Origin of the sequence: Silicimonas algicola (assembly GCF_003148765.1) — a bacterium.
GTDB lineage: Bacteria > Pseudomonadota > Alphaproteobacteria > Rhodobacterales > Rhodobacteraceae > Silicimonas > Silicimonas algicola.
Genome location: NZ_QGGV01000014.1, coordinates 1 through 19,603, shown reverse-complemented (window position 1 = coordinate 19,603; position 19,603 = coordinate 1). Strand labels below are relative to the sequence as shown.

Sequence of the window (19,603 nt, the reverse complement as noted above, 5' to 3'; positions counted from 1 at the left end):
CGCCGGCTCAGGCACGTCACTCGCCGCTGAGCGTGGCGCCGATCTGGATCGGCCGAAGCACCGCATTGCTGAAGACGTCGAGGGCGGCGTCGATCTCCTCGTAGCGGCTGTTCGCGATGTAGAGGATGTCTCCATCCAGCACCTCGAATTCCGACAGGGTGAAGAACGACTTCGGATTGGTCAGGTCGAAGCGGTAGACGACGAGGATTTCCTCGCCCGGGTAGGCGGAGGTGTCGATCCCCAGCATCTCCGCCAACCGCCGCGGCGTCGGACGGAAGATGAAGACCCCCTTCGGATCGGCGCGGCGATTCTCGAGCCCGCCGATCTGGCCGAGGACGTTCGACAGAGGCGTCGTGGCGGTGTCGAACAGAACCTCCTCGTTCTTGCCCGTAGCGCCAAGCACCACCACCGAATGGTTGCGCGGCTCGATCGAGATCACGTCGCCGGGCCGCACATGGATGTTGAGGGCCGGGTTGGTATAGAGGTCGGTCAGCGCGACCGTCCTGACTTCTCCATTCCGCGACAGCGTGACGTCCAGACCGTCGATCGGAGCGGCGGCGCCACCGGCGAGGCTCACCAGCTCGAGCAGACGCGCATCACCGTCGGTGTAGGCATAGGAGCCCGGAGCGCCCACGCTGCCGACGATCGAGATGAGGGCGCTGTTGCGCTGGACAAGCTCGACCACGACCGACGGTTTGACCAGCACCTCGCTCAGGCGCTCGTTCAGGAACTCCTCGAGGGCGGGCACCGTCTTGCCCTTTGCTGCGATCCGTCCAAGCGGCGGGACGTTGATGGTCCCAAGCTCGGTGACGCGCTGCGGGGGCAGGGGGGTGGAGGACACCGGCGCCACGGCGTTGCGGGTGAAGTCGACGTAGCCGGCCTCGTTGTACGAGACGAGGGAGATCGACAGGACGTCCCCGCTCTGGATGGCGACGCGGCCGGCACCCGGATCGCCGAAGAAGCCGCCCCGCGATTTCTCGTACATCTGCCAGGTGAAGGCGACGTTGCGGTCCGCCTCGACGACGACGAAGTCGCTTCCGGTATCGGCGCGGGACACCGACTCGCGCGATCCCACGACGTCGGAACTCGACCGCAAGATGTCGCCCGTTCGGGGGCCGACATTCGTGCAAGATGCGACGGCGCAAGCACACGCCAAGAGAACAGCCCGACTTTTCATTACCTTGCCTCTATTTTTTAAGGCATAATTGCGGCAAGATGTTGGCCTGACAAGCCGCCTTGGGCACGCGGGTCCCGCCTGTGTGCGTCGAGACACAAAGGGTGTTGCCCCTGGAGCCGTGGCCGTGGTGAATTGGCCGGACCAGCCCCGGACCGTTTCAAAGGCGCCGCCACATGATCTTGCGACTTGCAGCCTTCCTGCCCCAACTGGCGCTGCTTTCCGCCGGCGTGACGTCGGCATACTTCGTCGTCTCGTCGATGCCGGCTTTCGACAGCGACGCCCGGGTCGAGGGACTTTTCGGCGACTGGCGCGTCCCCGTGGTCGAAGCGGTCTACAATCGGTCGGACTATCTCTTCCAGGTCGGGTTCGGGCTTCTGCAGGGCGACCTCGTGGCGTCGTCGGCGACGGAAGAGCGCGATGAACTGGCCTCTGTCGACACGGCGATTGCGCGGGCCCGCCGGGCGCGCGAAGCCCTTGCGGAAAGCGCGGCACTCGCGCCCGGCAACGCCTACACCTGGGCCTATCTCGCCTGGGCGGACGCGATGCAGGCGGACGACGCCGCGGCGTTGTCTGATCTCAATGTGTCGTGGGCCCTGGCCCCCGCGAGTGCGCAGCTCGCGCCGGTGCGCCTCAACCTCTACGAACTTCTTCTGGACCTCGGAACGCTACCCGACGACCGGGGCGAGGTCGAAGAAAAGGTGAAACGGGATCTGGCGGTGATGCGGCGCTTTGAGCCGCGTCATCTGGACGTCATCCTGAAGGACAGCGACGGCCTGCGAAGCCTCGCCGCCGAGATTACGACGGACTGACAGGCTCGCCCGACGACCCGCCGCCGCCTGCAAGTCCGAGAAGGAGAAGCAGCAGGAGGAGGGGAATCACATACCCTGCACTGCCGCTGCCGGCGGGGGCCAGGACGACGCGGTCCGAAGTCATCTCGGCCATCTGCTGTCGGGCGCGGAGAACGGCAAGACGTTCTTCTTCCGTCAGGTCATCCTCCTGCACGACCGGATAGGCCGACCCCTTGACGAGATCGCCCTGGATGCGCGTTGCCTGGATTTGCTGCGACAACATGCACTGGCGCGCCGAAATCGGGTTGTCCAGCAGGTCGCACCGAAGTGCGGTCGTCGACTGCGCATGGGCAGGCATCGCCGAGGCGAGTGCGGCCAAAAGCAGAAAGCGGTGGGAAAAGGTCTTAAACATCGGATATCCCTTGCTGTCTGCAATGTGACATAGACCACTCCGTGGATCAAGCCAGTCAGTAGCATGCTATGGCAATGAGGTATCGGGAAAATTGGCTGACCCCGCAACAAACCGCCAGGTGCTGTGACATCTCGGTTCACCAGCCTTGACGCTCAAGTCCGGAGGTTGCTCTCGGTGCCAATTCGCGATTAGTGTTTTGCCAAGAAGTGAAGCAGCCAAAAGCTTTCTGTGCCCGTTTGAGGCGGTGCTTACTCGGCTAGGAGCAGGTATTGGACATGAGGCAGGAAAGCACGCTGAAATTCCGGACGATGCGTGTCGGCGACGCGCCGGTCGAGGATGACAGCGACGACGAGATCGACCTGCGCGCCATCATCAGCAAGCTGTGGCGCGGTCGCTGGATCATCATCATCTCGACGCTTTTCGCAGGGCTCATCGGGTTCTTCCTGACCTCGCAGTACGAGGCCACCTATACCGCCCGCACCAAGGTCATGTTCGACATCGACCAGGCCAACGTCGTCGACGTGGGACAGTCGGTCGTCCGCATCGATGACACGCTCGAGAATCAGGTCGAGATTCTCCAGTCCACGACGCTGATCGAGCGCGTGATCGGCGAATTGAACCTTCTCGAAAACCCTGCCTTCAACTCAAGTCTCAGGCCACCGAGGGAAACGCTCGGGACCCGCATCCGCGGCATCTTTTCGATGCCAGACGGCGTCAAGGAAGTCCTGCGCGACGTGGGCCTCATGTCGCCGCCTCCCGCACCGCCCGACGCCGCCGAGGCGGCCGCGCTGCTGCGGCTCCAGATCATCAGCCAGATCCGGAACAGCCTGAAGCTGTCGCCCATCTGGGACACCAAGGTGATCGAGATTGGCTACACCGCCGGCGACCGCAACCTGGCCGCCCGCGTCGCCAACACCTTCGCGCAGCAGTACATCACCGACCAGCTCGAAGCGAAGCTCGAGGCGACCCGTGAAGCGACGACCTGGCTCAGCAACAGGGTCGAGGAATTGCGACAGCGCGTCCAGGACGCCGAAGAAGCCGTCGAGGCCGCGCGCGCCGAGCTCGCCGCGGACGCCGGCCAGAGCCTCGAGATCACGCAAGCCCAGATCGAGGCCCAGAACGCGGGGCTGTCCATCGCACGAAACGACCTGTCGCTAGCCCAGGCGACCTATGGCCGTTTGCGTGATGCCGTCGACGCCGGCCGCGACTTCGGCGCGATCAATGAATTCCGGGCGTCGCCGCTGATCCAGACTTACCGCGCCAGCGAGGACACGCTCATGTCCCAGCAGACGGCGCTGGGCGACACCGTCGACGAGGATCACCCCGCGCGCGTCCGGCTGGCGCAGCAGCTGTCAGACGTGCGCGAGAACCTCCAGCGAGAAGCCGAGCGCATCGTCGAAGGTGCGCGCATCGAGGTCGCCGTGCAGACCGACCGGGTCGCCAGCCTCGAAGCTGAACTCGACGAGCTCGAGATACTCGCGAGAGGGCAGTCGCAGGACACCATCCGCATTCGCCAGCTCGAGCGCGAGGCCGAGGCCAGCCGGGCGGTCTACGAGAACTTCCTGGGGCGGCTCAAGGAAACCACTGAGCAGGAGGCGCTCCAGACCGCCGATGCGCGTATCCTGTCGCCCGCCGAGGTGCCCCTCGGACCCGATGCGGCCCGCGCCCGCCGGACCCAGCTTCTGTCGCTCATCCTCGGGGCAATGGCGGGCGTCGGCCTGATCTTCCTGATCGACCTTCTGAACAACACCTTCCGCGCCCCCGATCAGCTCGAGCAGCTCACCGGACTGCCCTATCTGGGCGCGCTTCCCTCGGCAGGACGGCGACTGCACAGGCGCGATGTCGTCACCCAATTCAGAACTTCGCCCAAGTCCGCCCTTGCCGAGGCCGTCCGGTCGCTGCGAACAAGTATCCTCTTCTCGAAGGTCGACGAGCCTCCTCGCACCGTCATGTTCACCTCGTCCGTCCCACGCGAGGGTAAGTCGACGACCTCGATGCTCGTCGCCATGACCAGCCGCCAGATGGGCAAGTCCGCCGTCATCATCGACTGCGACCTTCGCCTGCCATCGCTCGCGCGCCTTCTGCCGGACGAGGGCAGGGAGCAAGGCCTTCTCTCTGTCCTCGATGGCACCGCGACGATGGACGACGCGATCTACCACGACGAGGAAACCGGCCTCGACGTGCTGATGACGGTCCCCTCCGAGCCGCGCTCGAACATCAACGCAGCCGACATCCTGTCGTCCCGCAAGTTCCACGAGATCGTGGCCGAACTGAAGGCGCGCTACGACCTCGTCATCTTCGACACGCCGCCGTCCCTGGTCGTGGCGGACGCCAAGATCCTGTCGCGGCTCGTCGATGCGGTGGTCTACGTCGTCCGCTGGGATTCGACCCCTCGCGGCGCGGTGCAGGAAGGCATCAAGGAGCTTCAGTCCGTCGGAGCGCCCCTCATCGGCGTCAGCTTCACCATGCTGAACGAGGCGAGGGCGGCCCGCTATTCCTATGACGGCTATTCGTACTATCGCGGGCGCTACAAGGATTACTATGTCTCCTGAGACACGCGTCGTGCGCCGGCGTGCGGGCGCATGACGTCATGACCCCGGCTGGAGTGAGGGGATGATCGGGCGTGTGACGCTCGTCTTCGTGCTGGTCAGCGTCCTGCCCCTGGCGTCCAACCGCCCGATGTGGTGGACGCTTCTCAGCCTGGGCGTGATCCTGCTTTTCATCCTGCGTGTCCTTTTCGACTTCCGCTCGGGGATAGACCGCTATTCCCGACAGGCGCTTCCCCTGGGCCTCGTCTTTGCGCTGGTGATCGCCTGGGCTCTTGTCCAGTCGCTCTGGGCGCCGCCAGTGGGTTGGGCCCATCCCGTCTGGCGTCTCGTGCCCGAGGTCATCGGCCGAATATCGGCCGATCCCATCGCAGGGCTGCACCACGCCATGCGGCTCTCGGCCTACGCGATGGTCTTCTGGATCGCCGCGCGCCACGCCGTGAAGTCGGACGATGCCGAGCAGAGCCTGATCTGGATCGCCGTGGGGATCAGCCTCCTGTCGGCCTACGGCATCGTGACGGTCGCGATTTCCCAGAACCCGATCCTTGGCGAACGCGCCACGACCAACGTCACCGCCAGTTTCATCAACCGCAACAATTTCGCGACCTACGCGGTCTTCGGACTTCTCGCGAACCTCGCGCTCTACCTGCGCGTATCGCCCGATCGGTCGAAGGATCCCCACCGCCAACTTCGCGACTTCCTCGAGGACTTCTTCGAATCGAACTGGCTCTACGCGACCGGTGTCCTTCTCTGCCTCGGGGCGATTCTCCTCAGCCAGAGCCGGGCAGGGGCCGCGGCGGCGGGACTGGGCCTTGCGGCCTATTTCCTGTCCGGACGCCGCACGTCGCAAGGCTCGACGTCGCTCGCGCTGGCTTTCTCCGCAGCGCTCATCGCCTTCTCGTTCATGGCGCTCTCGAGCGGGGTCCTGACCCGAATCTTCGTCGACACCACGGAAGAGGCACGCTTCCTGATCTACCCCCTCGTGATCGACGGCATCCTCGACAGGCCGCTCCTTGGGCATGGGCTCGGCGCGTTCCAGGACGCATTCCGGATCTATGTAACGCCCGACATCTCGATGGCTGAAGTCGATCTCGCCCATTCCAGCTATCTCGAGAATGCATTCGAATTGGGATTGCCGGCGGCCGCACTTTTCTATGGCTGCCTCGCCATCATCGTTCTGGTCATCCTGCGCGGAACCTTCGTCCGAAGCCGAAATCGCCTTTACACCCGCTTCGCCTTTGCGGCCGCAATTGCCGGCGGGTTCCATTCAGCCTTCGATTTCAGCCTTCAGATGCCGGCCTCTGCGGCGCTCTTCGCCTTTATCCTCGGATTGGGCTGGGCTCAGGCATTCCCGCGCCAGAGGAATTCATCCGAGGTGGCAGCCTGACATGCGCGGGCTCCCGTTTTTCACGCGGCCGTCCCGACACACCGCAGCCGTCCGCCCTCGTGTCGCCGAACGCGAAAGGGTCTATGCCGTCGGCGACGTCCACGGACGGGTCGATCTTCTGAACGCCCTGCTCGACGACATCCGCGAGGACATGGTGCTCCACGACGACGGTCGTACCGCACGCGTTGTCCTCCTCGGCGACTATATCGACCGAGGCGACAGTTCGCGCCATGTTCTCGAATGCCTTCGCGACCTGTCTTGCGAGTTGTTCTCATGCGACTGCCTGATGGGAAATCACGAGGCGGCGATGGTCGACTTCCTCGAGGATCCGACGCATGGCGAGGCGTGGATGAAGATGGGTGGCTCGCAGACGCTGGCAAGCTTCGGCGTGCAGGTTCCGGTGCGCCCCCTGACGCAAGACGATCTCAGCCGGATCAGGGATGACTTTCGTGAGGCTGTTTCGCCCCTGCTTCCCTTTGTCAGCGCCTTGCCCCTGATCGCCACGTCGGGAGACGTCGTCTTCTGCCATGCCGGAGTGAATCCGGCCCGAGACCTCGACGCGCAAACCACGCGCGCGTTGCTCTGGGGCCATCCCGATGCCCTGCGCGACGAACCCCTTCCGGGCAAACTCGTCGTCCATGGCCACTACGACGACCCCGAAATCGTGAGCCGTCCCGGACGCATCTGCCTCGATACAGGGGCTTATTACTCGGGAATACTGACCGCCATCCGCTTCGATGACGACGAACATGTCATGCGGGCGGGTCGCTGAAGTCGGAGGTGCCGGACTGCGAAGACGTCGACCGCAGACTACTTGGCGCCGAACCCGCTGAAGAAGATCACGACGGTGCGCCAGATGATGAACACCTCCAGCGCGAAGCAGGCCCGGTTGACGTAGTGACTGTCGAGCCGCGCCTTCCGACGGACGGCGTTCGCGCAGTCGGCATATCCGCCCTGGACCTGCGCCAGCCCGGTGATGCCTGGACGAACGCGAAAGCGCTCGCTGTAACGCGGCACTGTCTTCCAGAACAGGTCGGCATGTTCCCACGCGTCGGGGCGTGGGCCGACGACGCTCATTTCGCCCCGCCAGACATTCACGAAATTCGGCAACTCATCCAGTCGGAAGCGTCGCAGGATCCGTCCGAGCGGCGTGATTCTCTCGATCTCGAGCGGTGCCGTCGCCGGTCGCGCATTCGCCACGACCTCGGGCGGCAGCATGGTGCGGAACTTCAGCATCGTGAAGCGGTCGCCATTAAGCCCCATGCGTTGCTGCGAGTAAAGCAAGGGGCCCGGATTGAAGGCAGGGTTGAGGATCATGAGAAGCAATCCGACAAAGCCGGTCAGAAGCAATCCAATGGGGCAGAGAATCAAATCAAATAAGCGCTTGTTGAAGAAACGCTCGAACGCCGTATTCCGCCGCCGCTCGGAGGCAACCGCCAGGATAGGGTTCTTGCGGAAATCGCGGAAATACATTGCCGGCAGCCCTGACGGTAAGGAAATTATCGACTGATCAACCCTTATTAAGGATTCGTTAACACCGATTTTTGAGGGGAGCCAGTCTTGACAGCGAACTTTCTCAGCCCGTTCCCCGTTTTCCGCCGACGCCTCGCGATTCGATGATTAATGCTTGCGCACGGGGCGCAATGATGGGGCAGTTCAGGTTCGCGATGCATCGTGGCCATCGGGCCGACAACCGTGCCGGTGTGGCTTCGGCTCCATTGCGCGGTCACCTCAAACGTGGTTCAACGGGCGCGGGGTTACTGAACGGAAGAGTTTAGCGAATGACCGATTTCGCCCGCCGCCGCACCACGATGGTCGACACGCAGGTCAGGCCTTCGGATGTCACCCGGTTTCCAATCATCGAGGCCATGCTGTCTGTCCCGCGCGAGGATTTCGTGCCCCTCGAACGGCGCGAAGCGGCCTACGCCGGCGAGCATGTCGACCTCGGTCGAGGCCGGGTCGTTCTCGATCCGCGGACGCTGGCCAAGATGCTCGACGCCGCTGACATCCAGTCGGACGAGATCGTTCTCGACGTGGGGGCGGGGCTTGGCTACTCCTCCGCGCTCGCGGCGCGCCTGGCCGAGGCCGTGATCGCCCTCGAAGAGGACAAGGCCCTTGCGGCGGAAGCCGAGCGCGCGCTCTCCTCCGCCGGCGCCGATAACGTCGCCGTGGTCGAGGGCCCGCTGGCCGAAGGCGCCGCGAAGCACGGTCCCTACGATGTGATCCTGCTCGAGGGCGCGGTGGAGCACATGCCCGACAGCCTCGTCGATCAACTGAAGGAGGGCGGTCGTCTTGTCGCAATCTTCGCCGAGGGTGCGCTCGGTGTCGTCCGTGTCGGGTACCGCATCGATGGCCGCGTGAACTGGCGATACGCCTTCAACGCGGGCGCGCCGGTACTGCCCGGCTTCGAGGCGCGCCGCGCCTTCGTTCTGTGAGACGGCGAATGAACATGAACAAACTCCGCACATCCATCGCCGCCATGGTCCTGTCGCTGGCGGCGCTGCCGACAACGGCGGAAACGCTGACGGACGCACTCATCGACGCCTATCGCGACAGCGGGCTGATAGACCAGAACCGCGCCGTCCTGCGTGCCGCGGACGAGGATGTGGCCCAGGCCGTTGCGACCCTTCGGCCGGTCTTGAACTACGCCGCCGGAGTGAACTACGCCGATCCTTCGACCGGCAGTGACGTCAACGCAACGATCTCGCTGACAGCGGGAATGCTGCTCTACGATTTCGGTCGCTCGGAACTCGGGGTCGACGTGGCGAAGGAAACCGTACTCGCCACCCGCGCGGTTCTCGTCGATGTCGAAAACACGGTTCTGCTGAACACCGTCACCGCCTATCTTGCCGTGCGCCGGTCCGAGGCTTTCGTCGACCTGCGCCAGAACAACGTCCGCCTCCTGACCGAACAGCTTCGCGCAACCCGCGACCGCTTCGATGTGGGCGAGGTGACGCGCACCGACGTCTCGCTCGCCGAGGCTCGTCTTGCCGCGGCCCGGTCCGGTCTCGCGGCCGAGCAGGGCGGCCTCGCACAGGCGCGCGAGCAGTATCGCGCCGTCGTCGGCCAATATCCCGACAATCTTGCGCCTCCGCCCACGCCGCCCGCCATTCCGGCGAGCGAAGAGGCCGCGCGCGCGATCGCACGTCAGGAAAACCCTCAGGTCATCCAGGTCCGGCACCAGGTCAAGGCGGCGGATATCGCCGTCGAACGCGCCTCGCGCAACCGGCTTCCCAACATCGAGGTCTCGGGCCGGTTCGGGATCGACGACGAAGGTGACGACAGCACGTCCCTCGGGGTCGAGCTCTCGGGGCCGATATATCAGGGTGGCGCACTGTCGTCGCTGAAGCGCCAGTCGTTGGCGCGCCGCGACCAGGTGCGGGCGCAGCTCTACACCACCGGTCTTCTTGTCGACCAGCAGGTCGGCAACGCCTACGCCAACCTCGCCGTCGCCATTGCATCCATCGATGCCTCCGACCGCCAGGTGCGCGCCGCGCAGCTCGCCCTCGAAGGCGTGCGCGAAGAGCTTCAGCTTGGCGCGCGGACGACGCTCGAGGTCCTCGACCAGGAGCAGGAGGTGCTCGACGCCCTCACCAGCCGCGTCGCGGCCGAGGTCGACCGGTATCTCGCGATCTACCAGGTTCTCGACGCGATGGGACGGCTCACGGCCGAGCGGCTGGGCCTCAACGTCCCGATCTACGATCCGGCCGCCTACTATAACGCCGTCAAGGACGCGCCACTCCACATAAGCCCCCAGGGGCAGCGACTGGACCGGGTCCTGAGATCCATTGGTCGCAACTGAGTCAGGGCCCGCGGTGGTTGTCTGCCGCGGGGTCTGGCGTTAGGCTGAGCCTTCAAGAGGCAGCAGGAACGATCTCAATGTCTGGAAACGCGACGGATCCCAAGGTCGAAGACGTTCTGTCGTCCGTCAGGCGACTCGTCTCGGGCGAGCTTCCCCGCACGCCGCGCCCCGCGTTGCCCGAAGGGCCGGGGGCTCTTGTGCTGACGGCCGCGCAACGCATCGTGACCGCTCCCCGCGGCGCGACGTCGGCCACCGCGCGCAAATCGCTCGAAGAGCGGATTGCCGAGCTCGAGGCCGCCGTCAGCTTCCGCAACGACGAATTCGAGCCCGACGGGTCCGAGGATCAGTCGCAACACCGGCCCGACCGCATCGTCTACACCCGCCCGCCATCGGAAACCCCCGACACGTCCCGCCGCCGCAGTTCTTTGCGCCTCAGCCAGATCGCGCTGATCGAAACCGGACCGGCTGCGGACGACGAGGAGATCGGAACCGAAACCCCGGCCTTCCGGCGCAAGAGCGACACCAATGCGAACGATCAAGCTGCCGTCGATGACGAAGAGGCGCCGATGGCCGAGGACGTGCAGCCGGCCCCGCACACCGCCGAGGTGCGTCGCTTCACCGACCCCGACGACGTCGCCACGCGACTGGCCGCGCGCTGGTCCGGCGACCCGACGCGCGCTTCAGCCCCGGTGATGCCCACGACCCTGGCGCGCGACGGCGACGACTTCGACGACGCCCTGTCGCGCGCCGTGCGCGAGTCGGTCCGAAGCCTCGTCGCCGAGGACAGGCTGGTCGAAGCGCCTGAGACCACCGATGAGACCAGCGGCGTCCCGGTCGATATGTCGGCTGAAGATTTCGATGACGAACCCTCCGCATTCTCCCGGTTCTCTCGTGACGAGCGGGATGACAACGACGCCGACCGGATCGCCGACACGCAGGACGACGACCCGGAGATCGATGCGCTGATTGCCGAGGCCGAGGCTCCCGAGCCGTCGGTTATCTTCGTCCACAAGGATCAGGACGAGGAATCCGGTCGAGAGCCGGACGAACCCGTCGACGACGAATACGAAAGCCGCGCCGACGCGGCGGGGCCTGACGTCACGCGCGGCGAGGAAGTCCGGACCGCTCCACCCTTCGACGCCGCCATCGAACCGGCGCTCGCCGCCACGACAACGCGCGCCGCCGTTCCGGTCGAGGACGCTGTCGCTCCCGAAGACGGGGCCATCGAAACCGTCTCCCCGTCGCCGCTCGACGTCGCGGGTGCGGCCTTGGCGGTGCTGCCGAACGAGGACGCGATGCGGCTGATGGTCGGACGCCTGATCCGCGAAGAGCTTCAAGGCGAACTCGGGGAACGCATCACGCGCAACGTCCGAAAGCTCGTTCGGCGCGAAATCCTGCGCGCGCTGAACGCCCGAGACCTGACCTGAGACCTCAACGCCGTCTCATCCCGACGCACCTCGCGTCACCAGGCGAAACACATCGCGGCGGGAGCGCCGTGAGGGTCAGCCGACCTCGCAGTCCCTAGACATCCTCGATCCGGATCGCCACGGGGTCGGACGACAGCACTCCCGTCCCCGCCATTGCCGCAATCGCCAGGTCCAGCGCATCGCGCGACGCCTTGTGGGTGACGATAAGCACAGGTGCATCCTGCTCGTCGTGCCCGTACTGGCGCATCCTGTCGATCGAAATCCCTGCGTCACCGAGGACGGCCGCGATCTTGGCCAGCGCACCCGGTTTGTCGACCAGCTTCATGCGCAGGTACCAGGCCGCCGGAGGGGCGGAGACGCCCTTCGCGGCCGGGGCGAGTTTCGCCGCGGGAATGCCGAAGACCGGAAGCCGGACGCCCCTCGCCAGATCGCAGATATCCGACATCACGGCGCTGGCTGTGGGTCCTTCGCCCGCGCCCGCTCCGCGCAGGACGATCTTGCCGACGCTGTCGCCTTCGAGAACCACCATGTTCGTGGCCCCCGGCAACTGGCCGAGAGGCGAGGTATCCGGCACGAGGCACGGTGTCATCCGCGCGTCGATCCCGCGACCCGTCTTCTGCGCCACGCCCAGAAGCTTGACGCGATAGCCCATGTCGGCGGCCTGCTCGATGTCCTCGACGCTGATCCGCTCGATCCCCTCGATGGTCAGCGCCTCGAAGTCGATCTGCGTGCCGAAGGCGAGGGAGACGAGGATCGCAAGCTTGTGCCCCGCATCGATACCGCCCACGTCGAGCGTGGGATCGGCCTCCAGATAGCCCAGCTTCTCGCATTCCGCGAAGACGGTCTGGTAGTCGAGGCCAGCGTCCTGCATCCGCGTGAGGATGTAGTTGCAGGTGCCGTTCATCACGCCCATGACGCGCGTGATCTCGTTGCCGACCAGGCCCTCTGTCAGCGCCTTGATGACAGGGATGCCGCCCGCGACCGCCGCCTCGTAGCGGATCGTGACGCCCTTCGCCTCGGCCGCTGTCGCCAGCGACTGCCCATGCAGCGCCAGAAGAGCCTTGTTCGCGGTCACCACATCCTTGCCGGACGCGATGGCGGCCTCGATTGCCGACTTCGCCGGTCCCTCCGACCCGCCCATGAGCTCGACGAAGACATCGACGTCGTCGCGAACGGCAAGCGCCACGGGATCGTTCTCCCAGGCATAGGACGAGAGCCTCACGCCCCTGTCGCGCTGCGACCGCGCCGAGATGGCGGAAATGACGATCTCTCGACCCGTCCGCGCGGCCAGCAGGTCGGCATGTCTCTGAACGATGCGCACGACACCCACGCCGACCGTACCAAGACCGGCGATGCCGAGGCGAAGGGGCTGGGTCATGTGGCGCGCTCCGTGTGACTGGTTCCGCGCGTGTTAGCCGGTCGGCCCGTGCGGGGCAACGTCCGAGAGGATCATCCCGAAAGGCGCGCGCGCAGGGCCTCCATCGCAGCCTCGTCCTCCACTGGACGGCGCAGGACAGCCGCCCGCGTCCGCAAGGCCGCGGCCCGCGCCGACAGCGCCTGCGCCTCGGCATCTCCCGTGAACGCTGGACCGGCGGGGTCGAGGATCGGGTCGAGAGGCAGAAGTTGCGGCCAGGGCTGGTTCTGACGGGCGAGAGGCGCGCTACTGGTATCGGGCCAGGGGCCGCAGGAGCAGAGCGTCAGGAAGGCAAGAAGGACCGTGCGCGTCATGTCCCGGACATTACGGGCGGGCAGGGCGCTTGGCCAGTCCGCTGCCATGCACTTCCAGGGTCAAGCAGCGGAACTTTGCGTTTGAACTGAACAAGCGTTCAGATAGAACGGAGGAATGGCGCGCAAGGCTGGCTCTCACGCGGAAATCACGGGTCCCGCGATACGCGATGCGGCGCTGCGCCTCTTCGCGCGCTCGGGTTTCGCTGCCGTCTCGATGCGCGAAATCGCGGCCGAAGTCGGCGTCCGGGCCGGTGCGCTTTATCTCTACACGCCCGACAAGCAGTCGCTGCTGTTCGATCTGATGCACGATCACATGCAATCGCTGCTGGCTGCATGGCGCGAGGTGCGCGTGGACGGGGGCGCGCCGTTCGAGAGGCTCGAGACATTCGTCCGCTTCCACATCCGCTATCACTTCGACCGCAACGACCACGTCTTTCTCGCCTACATGGAATTCCGCAGCCTCACCGGAGACAACCACGGCGCCATCCGTGACCTGCGCCGCGCCTACGAGGCCGAACTCGAGACGATCCTCTCCGACGGACAGGCTTCGGGCGACTTCGATCTGCCGGACGTGCGCGTCACGGCGCTTGCCCTCATCGCCAAGCTGAACGGCGTGCTGACATGGTATCGGGACGGGGGACGGCTTGCGCGGGACGACATCGAAAGGGTCTACTGGACCATGACACAGCGGATGGTGACGGCGTGACGGCAGGTGAGCGCGATGGCGTCCTGATCTCGATTTCGGCCTCCCCGATGCGGCGCTGGCTGGGCGTGCTGTGTCTCGCGGCGCTGGGCGTGCTGATGTTCACGCTCGCCGTCGACGACCTCGGCGGCCTGTGGCGGCTTCTGTTCCTCGCCTTGGGGCTCGTCGCGGTCTGGTTTGCCGACGCCCTGAGGCGCGCGACGCAAGACAGCCTCGTCCTGACACGCGCGGGGCTTTCGACGTCCAGCGGGCGGATGCTGGCGCCGGTCGACGACATCTACCGCGTCGAAAGCGGCGTCCTTGCCTTCAAACCCTCGAACGGCTTCCTCGTGCGGCTGAAGACGCCTCAGCCCTGGGGCTGGGCGCCGGGCCTCTGGTGGGTCCGCGGCCGATCCCTCGGCATCGGCGGTGTCGTGGGCGGCGGACAGGCGCGGGCGATGGCCGAGCTTCTTTCGGCGCTGGTTGAAGGTGTTCTTCCAGAGCGTTGAATAGACGCTAGAACGCGCCGCGCTGGTGCGTCCCTACCTAGCTCGCCGCGCCGCTCAGCCCGTCGTCAAAGACGAGCTGCGGCGAGAAGCGGGGCCGTGCCAGCGCCACTTCGCGGAAGCGGTAGGCGGCAAGACCCACGGCGAACGCCGGCTGCCACTCCTGCTCGCTTTCCACGACGATCAACTGCTCGCCCACGGCCATTTCTGGCAGGCGCGTCTCGATCATGGTGAGGTCCGTATAGGCGGGAATGTCGGCGCCCTCGGACCAGACCAGCGCGACCTGCTCGATGCCGGTCACCGGATCGGTGATCTTGGTGACGACGGACACGCGGATCGCGTTCTGCCCCGCCGATCCGGCGAGGAAGTCGAACATCTCGTGCATCGCGGCGATGTAGTCGTCGTCGATGGGGTCGGTCTCGCGCGACAGCATGTCGGCGACTGTGTAGGTGGCTTTCTGGCTGACGTTCAACGTCTTGAAGGCGTCCCAGAAGACGAAGGTCGCGATGATCGCCCAGACCAGAAGCGGAAGGGCGAAGACGGCCTCGATGGACAGACTGCCGGTCTCGTCGTGGCGGAAGCGCCGGGGGAGGAAGCGTGCCATCAGTTCTGATCTCCGGTGTCGCTGCCCGACTGAGTGTAGCCGGGTCTCAGGAGCGAGCCCCCGCCCAGGTTCGCGGCCGCTTCGCCGACGTCGTCGCCGGCCGCATTGTGGTCGCCGGACTGTCCGGGATCGCAGCCTTCGCTGCCCGTTCCGATGCCCGAGTCGCAGCCTTGGCCATTGTTCGCCACAGGCGGGTTGAACGGGTCGGGTGCCAGCGAACGGTTGCCCGGCTCGTTGACGAAGGCCGATGTCGCGACGAGCGCATAGTTGCCCTCGGCGTCGACCCGCATTCCCACGCCGATGCCCGTCGAGGGGAACAGCGGCTGCGCAAGGGCGCAGACGCGCACCATCATCATGCTGTTCTGGTCGCCCACTTCGTAGGTCGTGCCGGTCAGCGGATTCTCGGTCGAAAAGCGGTCGACGCATTTCGCCGGACCGCGAACGGCAGCAGTGCTGCCGGGCTCGATCGGGATCGGCTGCATCTCGATCTGAAGCGCGTTCATGCAGTCGGGAATGATGCCGGCCTGATTGCAGATCCTGGCCTTCAGATGCTCGTAGCCTGGCACCTTGCCGTTGCCGAGCCGCACGTCGCGGACAGCAACGTCGACCGCGCGCTCGAGCATCACGTTGCGGACCATGTAGTAGCCGGATTCGAACCCGGTCAGGAACAGGAAGATGAAGGCGGGGAACAGGACGACGAACTCGACCGTCGCGCTACCGTCCTGCCTTTTCCTGAAATCTTTGAACCATTTACACATCACACACCACCACCGTTTTAAGTCACTGAGTCAGTCTGAGCTGAGAAATCTGCGCCGCGATCGCGCCGAACGCGTCGCTGATCTGCCTCCCGTTCACGTCGAAGAAATTGCCCGTCTTCGGCGAGACGCAGTCCCGCAGCAGGTTCGCAGCGTTGGTCGGCGCCTCGAAGGCGACCGTGAAGATCTCGATCTCCTCGTTCGCCGCGGCGGCCGAGCAGATCGACCGCACCCGCGTGTCGGCCGCGCCATAGCTGCCCACGTCGATGACGGCGTTCCAGTGGGCGTTGTACGCCGCGTTGTCGCCGGAATTCTGGAAGAACATCCGCGCCACGTCCCGTACGGCGTACTCCCGATACAGCTTGTGATAGTCCCACTGTTCGGCGTCCGCCGGAAGTGCAGACTCGGCAAGGAACTGGTCGTCGTTCGTGGTCCAGGTCGCGCGCGGGCGGTAGAACCGGGACGACGCCGGACCATTGGACCGCGCGACGAGGAAGCCGTCGGCCTTCGTGCCGTTCGCAAGCGTTTCCGAGTACCACACGGGCGAGGGGCCTGACTTGAATGGCTCGGCCAGGTCGAAATGCTCGGTGTTCTGGCCGTCCGTCATCAGGACGACGTACTTCCTCACGTCCTTGTCGTCGGCCGCCGACACGTCGTTCTCGTAGGCGACGGGGTGACCGCGCATCGTTTCGACAAGAAGGCCCGAGTCGACCATCGACGTGATGATCGGCTGGAAGGACGGATCCAGGACACCCACGCCCCAGTTCATGCCGTAGTCGATCGCGGTATAGCCGCCCGCCGACAGGCTATCGATGAAGTTGTGCAGTTGCGTCTCGTCGTTCTGGTAGAGGAACATCTTGGGACGGGCGTTCCCGCACCAGTAGGCGCTTTCGGCCGGCTTCGTGTTGCTGTTGCCGCCCGACTTGAAGACCGCCGTCGTGTCGACGTTTCCGACGGCCAGGCGGCGCGTCGCGAAGTCCGCGTCGCTGAACCTCGCACAGCGCGAGGTGGCGTCGTTCGTCTGGTAGGACGTCATCCCGAGGCCATAGGCCGGTGCCGTGGTGACGGTCACGTCATCGAACGCCAGCCGGGCCATCAGATCATCGTCCATGTAGACCTGCTGGTTGTAGGGCACGATCGAGATCGACACGCGGTCGGGGCCGCTGGCGGTCAGCACGGTCGTCACGAAGTCTTTCGCGGCGACCTTGAGGTTGTCCATCTTGCCGTTGTCGCCCATCGACCCGGACATATCGAGGACGAGAGCGATCTCGATCAGTTGCTGACCCTCGCGGGCCGTGCCCCTCGTGCGGCCCTCGAGGTGATCGATGCCCATCATGTTCATGAAGATCGTGTCGAGCCGGAAGTCGACGTTGGCCGAGACCGAGCGGCCTACGGCCACCGATCCGCCCGTCGGAAACTCGATCACGGGGGTCACATCGACCATGTCGGGATCGTAGCCGGCCTTGCTGACGTAGTCCTTCACCAGCGCCTCGATCTCGGCGTCCGTGGTGGCCGTCTGGCTGAGGCTCGACGCCGCGATGATCGCCGTGTCGATCGTGTTCTGGATCGACGCGCGCTCGGATTCGTAGCGCATGATGTCCACGGCCATGCCCGTGATGAACAGGATCAGGACGAAGAGGAAGATGCTGAAGATGGTAAGGGAACCGCTCTCGGAGTCGCGGTAAGCCTTAGCCTCGAGCCACGCGTCACGGACGACGCGATGCGAACCGTTTACTGTCGTCCTCATGGGACCTCACACTCATTACCCACGACATCCTGTCCGAACAACCGGACGTTTCGCACAGATATCGATAAAACTTTTCTAGACGAGAATTGTGGCGCAACTGTGGCAGCCATCCGGATTTAGCGAGCGTAAACAAAGGCATGGTGGGACCAATCCACGCCATATTGCAGGCTTTGGTGCCGACGCCGGGACAATCGCGTCGGTTGCGATCACTGAAACGGTGCTTCATGGTTTTTGTTAGGCAAACGGTAACCCCCGGCAATGCAATGATGCCGGCGCACCATCATCGGCCAGGGAGGTGAGCGATGGACGGATCGTCAGGACGCGAACCCGGTTTCCGCGACAGCGTCGATCTCATGTTCAATCGCGCGGCAGCGCTCATGGATCTGCCGCCGGGGCTCGAGGAAAAGATCAGGGTCTGCAACTCGACCTACGTCGTGCGCTTCGGCGTCAAGCTGCGCGGCCGCATCACCACCTTCACCGGTTACCGCTCTGTCCATTCCGAACATATGGAGCCCGTGAAGGGCGGCATCCGCTATGCCCTCAGCGTGAACCAGGACGAGGTCGAGGCGCTGGCGGCGCTGATGACCTACAAGTGCGCCCTGGTCGAGGCGCCGTTCGGCGGCTCGAAGGGCGGGCTCTGCATCGACCCCCGCGCCTGGGAAGAGGACGAGCTGGAACGTATCACGCGCCGCTTCGCCTACGAACTCGCCAAGCGCGACCTCATCAACCCTTCGCAGAACGTCCCGGCCCCCGACATGGGCACGGGCGAGCGCGAGATGGCCTGGATCGCCGACCAGTACCGCCGGATGAACACCACTGACATCAACGCCAACGCCTGCGTCACCGGCAAGCCGATCCACGCCGGCGGCATCCAGGGCCGGGTCGAGGCGACGGGGCGGGGCGTCCAGTACGCGCTCCAGGAATTCTTCCGCCACCCCGAAGACATGGCCGAGGCCGGTTTGACCGGCAGTCTCGACGGCAAGCGCGTCGTGGTGCAGGGCCTCGGCAACGTCGGTTATCACGCGGCCCTCTTCCTGTCGCAGGAAGACGGCGCGAAGATCGTCGGCGTCATCGAGCATGACGGCGCGGTGGTGCGCGAGGCCGGTCTCGACATCCCCTCGCTGCGCAGCTGGATCGTCAACCACGGTGGCGTGCGCGGCTATCCCGACGCCACCTTCGTCGAAAACGGGGCCTCGGTCCTCGAAAACGACTGCGACATCCTCATCCCCGCCGCAATGGAAGGGGTCATCAACCTGTCGAACGCCGAACGGATCCGCGCTCCCCTCATCATCGAGGCGGCAAACGGTCCCGTCACGGCGGGGGCCGACGACGTCCTGCGCAAGCGCGGGACGGTCATCATCCCCGACATGTACGCCAACGCGGGTGGCGTGACGGTGTCCTACTTCGAGTGGGTCAAGAACCTCAGCCACATCCGTTTCGGCCGTATGCAGAGGCGGCAGGAGGAATCCTGGCACAGGCTCATCGTCGACGAACTCGAGAGGCTCTCGGCCGACAAGGGCCTCGGCTGGACCCTGTCCCCCGGCTTCAAGGAACGCTATCTCAAGGGCGCGGGAGAACTCGAACTCGTGCGGTCCGGTCTCGATGACACCATGCGGGGCGCCTACCAGGCGATGCGGCAGGTCTGGCACGAGCGCGACGACGTAAGCGACCTGCGTACGGCCGCCTACCTCGTCTCCATCGCGCGCGTTGCCGCCAGCTACCGCGCCAAGGGGCTCTGAGCAGGCGCGCAACACGCGAAAAGCGCTTAATCTGCTGTAAAAATCTGGTTAATGGCCGCTCCTCCACCGCGCCCCGACCGGATTTCGGACACAATCCAGATCTAAGCATGTCTCTGGGATGAAAAAGGGATCTTGCGATCCCGGGAGACTGCCAATGCGCGCGATCGCTCCACTGGGACGTCGGCTTCGATACCTCCTTCTTAAGGAAACGGGCGCAGTCACGGTCGAAGGGGTCCTCTGGGTCCCGATCTACGGCGTCTTCTTCGCGCTCCTCGTCGACGTCTCTCTGATGTTCAACGGACA

Annotated in this window: 18 protein-coding genes; 10 read left to right on the top strand and 8 right to left on the bottom strand. The window is 65.1% G+C overall.

Translation table 11 applies throughout. From position 1 onward, the window contains the following. Window positions 1-16: 16 nt before the first annotated feature. Entirely contained in the window at window positions 17-1,096 is a 1,080-nt protein-coding gene (locus tag C8D95_RS20570; RefSeq protein ID WP_164721594.1) for a polysaccharide biosynthesis/export family protein, read from the bottom strand. A gap of 254 nt (window positions 1,097-1,350) precedes the next feature. Between C8D95_RS20570 and C8D95_RS20565 the strand changes: the two genes are divergently transcribed. Then, entirely contained in the window at window positions 1,351-1,986 is a 636-nt protein-coding gene (locus tag C8D95_RS20565) for a hypothetical protein (protein WP_126918517.1), read from the top strand. On the opposite strand, the gene C8D95_RS20560 is transcribed toward C8D95_RS20565, so the two are convergent. After that, the gene (locus tag C8D95_RS20560) at window positions 1,973-2,377 is read right to left on the bottom strand and encodes a hypothetical protein (RefSeq protein ID WP_109761079.1); all 405 of its coding nucleotides are present in this window, start codon (window positions 2,375-2,377) and stop codon (window positions 1,973-1,975) included. The two genes, C8D95_RS20565 and C8D95_RS20560, sit on opposite strands and share 14 nt — an antisense overlap. Window positions 2,378-2,652: 275 nt before the next feature. On the opposite strand from C8D95_RS20560, the gene C8D95_RS20555 reads away from it, so the two are divergent. The 3 genes from C8D95_RS20555 to C8D95_RS20545 all read left to right on the top strand — a co-directional run bounded on the left by C8D95_RS20555 (window position 2,653) and on the right by C8D95_RS20545 (window position 7,082). After that, window positions 2,653-4,929, top strand: a complete 2,277-nt coding sequence (locus C8D95_RS20555; protein ID WP_126918518.1) for a GumC family protein — start codon at window positions 2,653-2,655, stop codon at window positions 4,927-4,929. A gap of 61 nt (window positions 4,930-4,990) precedes the next feature. After that, the gene (locus C8D95_RS20550; protein ID WP_109761077.1) at window positions 4,991-6,310 is read left to right on the top strand and encodes an O-antigen ligase family protein; all 1,320 of its coding nucleotides are present in this window, start codon (window positions 4,991-4,993) and stop codon (window positions 6,308-6,310) included. Between the two features lies 1 nt (window position 6,311). After that, on the top strand, window positions 6,312-7,082 hold the full coding sequence (locus C8D95_RS20545) for a metallophosphoesterase (protein ID WP_164721595.1): 771 nt from the start codon (window positions 6,312-6,314) through the stop codon (window positions 7,080-7,082). 38 nt (window positions 7,083-7,120) lie between these two features. Here the strand turns inward: C8D95_RS20545 and C8D95_RS20540 are convergent, their stop codons facing one another. Next, on the bottom strand, window positions 7,121-7,783 hold the full coding sequence (locus C8D95_RS20540; RefSeq protein WP_109761075.1) for a sugar transferase: 663 nt from the start codon (window positions 7,781-7,783) through the stop codon (window positions 7,121-7,123). Window positions 7,784-8,091: 308 nt separating this feature from the next. On the opposite strand from C8D95_RS20540, the gene C8D95_RS20535 reads away from it, so the two are divergent. The 3 genes from C8D95_RS20535 (at window position 8,092) to C8D95_RS22650 (ending at window position 11,539) form a co-directional block, all read left to right on the top strand. After that, window positions 8,092-8,745: a protein-L-isoaspartate O-methyltransferase family protein gene (locus tag C8D95_RS20535; RefSeq protein WP_109761074.1), complete on the top strand. Its 654-nt coding sequence runs from the start codon at window positions 8,092-8,094 to the stop codon at window positions 8,743-8,745. Between the two features lie 14 nt (window positions 8,746-8,759). After that, window positions 8,760-10,112 carry a TolC family outer membrane protein gene (locus C8D95_RS20530; RefSeq protein ID WP_109761139.1) on the top strand — a complete coding sequence of 451 codons (1,353 nt, stop codon included), beginning with the start codon at window positions 8,760-8,762 and terminating at the stop codon, window positions 10,110-10,112. 77 nt (window positions 10,113-10,189) lie between these two features. Further along, on the top strand, window positions 10,190-11,539 hold the full coding sequence (locus tag C8D95_RS22650) for a hypothetical protein (protein WP_241239820.1): 1,350 nt from the start codon (window positions 10,190-10,192) through the stop codon (window positions 11,537-11,539). A gap of 94 nt (window positions 11,540-11,633) precedes the next feature. Here C8D95_RS22650 and C8D95_RS20520 read toward each other — a convergent pair whose 3' ends face one another. Beyond that, window positions 11,634-12,917 (bottom strand): homoserine dehydrogenase, encoded by a 1,284-nt coding sequence (locus tag C8D95_RS20520; RefSeq protein WP_109761073.1) that lies wholly within the window; start codon window positions 12,915-12,917, stop codon window positions 11,634-11,636. A gap of 71 nt (window positions 12,918-12,988) precedes the next feature. Continuing rightward, a complete protein-coding gene (locus C8D95_RS20515; RefSeq protein ID WP_109761072.1) occupies window positions 12,989-13,267 on the bottom strand; it encodes a hypothetical protein in 279 nt (92 codons plus the stop codon). A gap of 115 nt (window positions 13,268-13,382) precedes the next feature. On the opposite strand from C8D95_RS20515, the gene C8D95_RS20510 reads away from it, so the two are divergent. Together C8D95_RS20510 and C8D95_RS20505 are read left to right on the top strand one after the other, a co-directional pair. Next, on the top strand, window positions 13,383-13,973 hold the full coding sequence (locus tag C8D95_RS20510; protein ID WP_109761071.1) for a TetR/AcrR family transcriptional regulator: 591 nt from the start codon (window positions 13,383-13,385) through the stop codon (window positions 13,971-13,973). Beyond that, window positions 13,970-14,458: a hypothetical protein gene (locus C8D95_RS20505; protein WP_109761070.1), complete on the top strand. Its 489-nt coding sequence runs from the start codon at window positions 13,970-13,972 to the stop codon at window positions 14,456-14,458. The genes C8D95_RS20510 and C8D95_RS20505 overlap by 4 nt, the downstream gene beginning before the upstream one ends. A gap of 37 nt (window positions 14,459-14,495) precedes the next feature. Here C8D95_RS20505 and C8D95_RS20500 read toward each other — a convergent pair whose 3' ends face one another. Genes C8D95_RS20500 through C8D95_RS20490 form a run of 3 tightly spaced genes read right to left on the bottom strand, consistent with a single transcriptional unit; the run spans window position 14,496 to window position 17,561 of the window. After that, window positions 14,496-15,059: a TadE/TadG family type IV pilus assembly protein gene (locus C8D95_RS20500; RefSeq protein WP_109761069.1), complete on the bottom strand. Its 564-nt coding sequence runs from the start codon at window positions 15,057-15,059 to the stop codon at window positions 14,496-14,498. Continuing rightward, window positions 15,059-15,817: a TadE/TadG family type IV pilus assembly protein gene (locus tag C8D95_RS20495; RefSeq protein WP_109761068.1), complete on the bottom strand. Its 759-nt coding sequence runs from the start codon at window positions 15,815-15,817 to the stop codon at window positions 15,059-15,061. The genes C8D95_RS20500 and C8D95_RS20495 overlap by 1 nt, the downstream gene beginning before the upstream one ends. 22 nt (window positions 15,818-15,839) lie before the next feature. Next, window positions 15,840-17,561: a TadE/TadG family type IV pilus assembly protein gene (locus C8D95_RS20490; protein ID WP_109761067.1), complete on the bottom strand. Its 1,722-nt coding sequence runs from the start codon at window positions 17,559-17,561 to the stop codon at window positions 15,840-15,842. Between the two features lie 302 nt (window positions 17,562-17,863). Here C8D95_RS20490 and C8D95_RS20485 point away from each other — a divergent pair, with 302 nt between their 5' ends. Further along, on the top strand, window positions 17,864-19,300 hold the full coding sequence (locus tag C8D95_RS20485) for a Glu/Leu/Phe/Val family dehydrogenase (RefSeq protein ID WP_109761066.1): 1,437 nt from the start codon (window positions 17,864-17,866) through the stop codon (window positions 19,298-19,300). Window positions 19,301-19,603: the final 303 nt, after the last annotated feature.